This window comes from Psychrobacillus sp. FJAT-21963 (assembly GCF_001420585.1).
Classification (GTDB): Bacteria; Bacillota; Bacilli; order Bacillales_A; family Planococcaceae; genus Psychrobacillus.
In genome coordinates this window covers 1-1,370 of sequence record NZ_LJIY01000031.1, presented here as the reverse complement: position 1 = coordinate 1,370, position 1,370 = coordinate 1, and the positions used below count along the sequence as shown (strand labels likewise).

2 protein-coding genes are annotated in these 1,370 nt (G+C 33.4%); both read right to left on the bottom strand.

What is annotated here, in order from left to right; all coding sequences use genetic code 11:
- Nucleotides 1-188 precede the first annotated feature (188 nt).
- The gene (locus tag AN959_RS20375; protein ID WP_056833464.1) at nt 189-878 is read right to left on the bottom strand and encodes an N-acetylmuramoyl-L-alanine amidase; all 690 of its coding nucleotides are present in this window, start codon (nt 876-878) and stop codon (nt 189-191) included.
- Between the two features lie 102 nt (nt 879-980).
- The gene (locus tag AN959_RS20370; protein WP_056833462.1) at nt 981-1,241 is read right to left on the bottom strand and encodes a phage holin; all 261 of its coding nucleotides are present in this window, start codon (nt 1,239-1,241) and stop codon (nt 981-983) included.
- Nucleotides 1,242-1,370 lie beyond the last annotated feature (129 nt).

The following is a 1,370-nucleotide window of genomic DNA, read 5'->3' as shown; positions in this document are numbered from 1 at the left end:
TTCTATATTTCCTCCTTCAGATCATCCAATTATTTGTTTATTATTATTTACCCGCATTATTATTAAATAAACTTTTAAATATAATAGCTCTATTAGAAATAGTCATAAAAAAGCCCTACACAATTTAAGTGAATAGGGCTTAGATAGGTTTCGACAAATTTTTGATAGATTTTATAGAAAGTGCATTTTTATTTCACTCTTAACACTTGTCCTACATAAATAGTGTAATTCGCATCAAGCCCATTCCAATCTTTAATCTGTTGCACTGTGCTACCATATGTTTGACTTAATGAATATACAGTATCACCACTCACAACCGTATGATAAACAGCTGTAGTTTTCTTTGGAAGATTGAAGCATTTAGCTATGCCGTTCACGTGACCTCGAGCTAAAGATTCAATGAAGGAAGCTGTTTTCAACTTAGCAGCATCATTTGTATTATCAATAAATCCATTCTCAGTCAAAAGGGCTGGCATATTAGATTCACGTAACATGTGGAAGTTTTCCTGTTTCTTTCCACGATCAGTATAGTTTACAAGCTTTAATATTTCTTCATGAATAGTATTCTGATAAGTAGTAGTAGGTGCACCTACTCCAGGATAAACATAATCCTCATAGCCTGTTCCACCACCGGCATTAATGTGAACAGAAAGGAGAAAGTCAGCTGCCCATGAGTTAGCTGCATTTGTACGCTGCGTCAAAGTTAAAGATTGATCTCCTGTTCGACTCATTAACACACTTACATTGTTGTACTCAGCAAGCAGAATATCTTTAATTCTAGTTGAAATTTGCAATGTTAGATTTTTTTCCTGTAACCCATTCCCCACTGCGCCTGAATCCGTCCCACCATGACCTGCATCAATAAATACTTTTACCATAATTAATCACCCCATTTTAGTTTTGTATTACGATGTACAACTTCTTACCTCTGTTTTATCACATTACCTACATTACCACCACCTCCTTAAAGAATTACTTAGTTAGTTGTAGTTCATAGCTCTTTGACTATCAGCAAAATTCTCTGTAGTTGGATCTTGAATATTTCCGATTGTAGCAAACAATCCAAATACGATATTTACTACCGCGAATACCCAATCTTGAATTTCTTCAGTTAACTGAAAACTCGTCCAACCAATAGCATGGGCACCAATTAAAAGTAACTCAATTAAAATAAATAATTGGGCAACAAAACTCGACACCCAGAGCTTGTTTTTAAAACGTACTTTCCAGTTAATATTCATAATAGTTCCACCTCCCATTTCTTCTCTGGATAGATAACGAAAGACAAAGTTTCATTTATGAAACTTTTTTGTTAAAAAAATAATAAATTTGTAGCAATATTAACTTATTATATATTTCATAATGTTAAT

Coding starts and splice junctions, on each gene's coding strand:
- AN959_RS20375 (WP_056833464.1), bottom strand. CDS start 878: ATGGTAAAAGTATTTATTGATGCAGGTCATGGTGGGACGGATTCAGGC.
- AN959_RS20370 (WP_056833462.1), bottom strand. CDS start 1,241: ATGAATATTAACTGGAAAGTACGTTTTAAAAACAAGCTCTGGGTGTCG.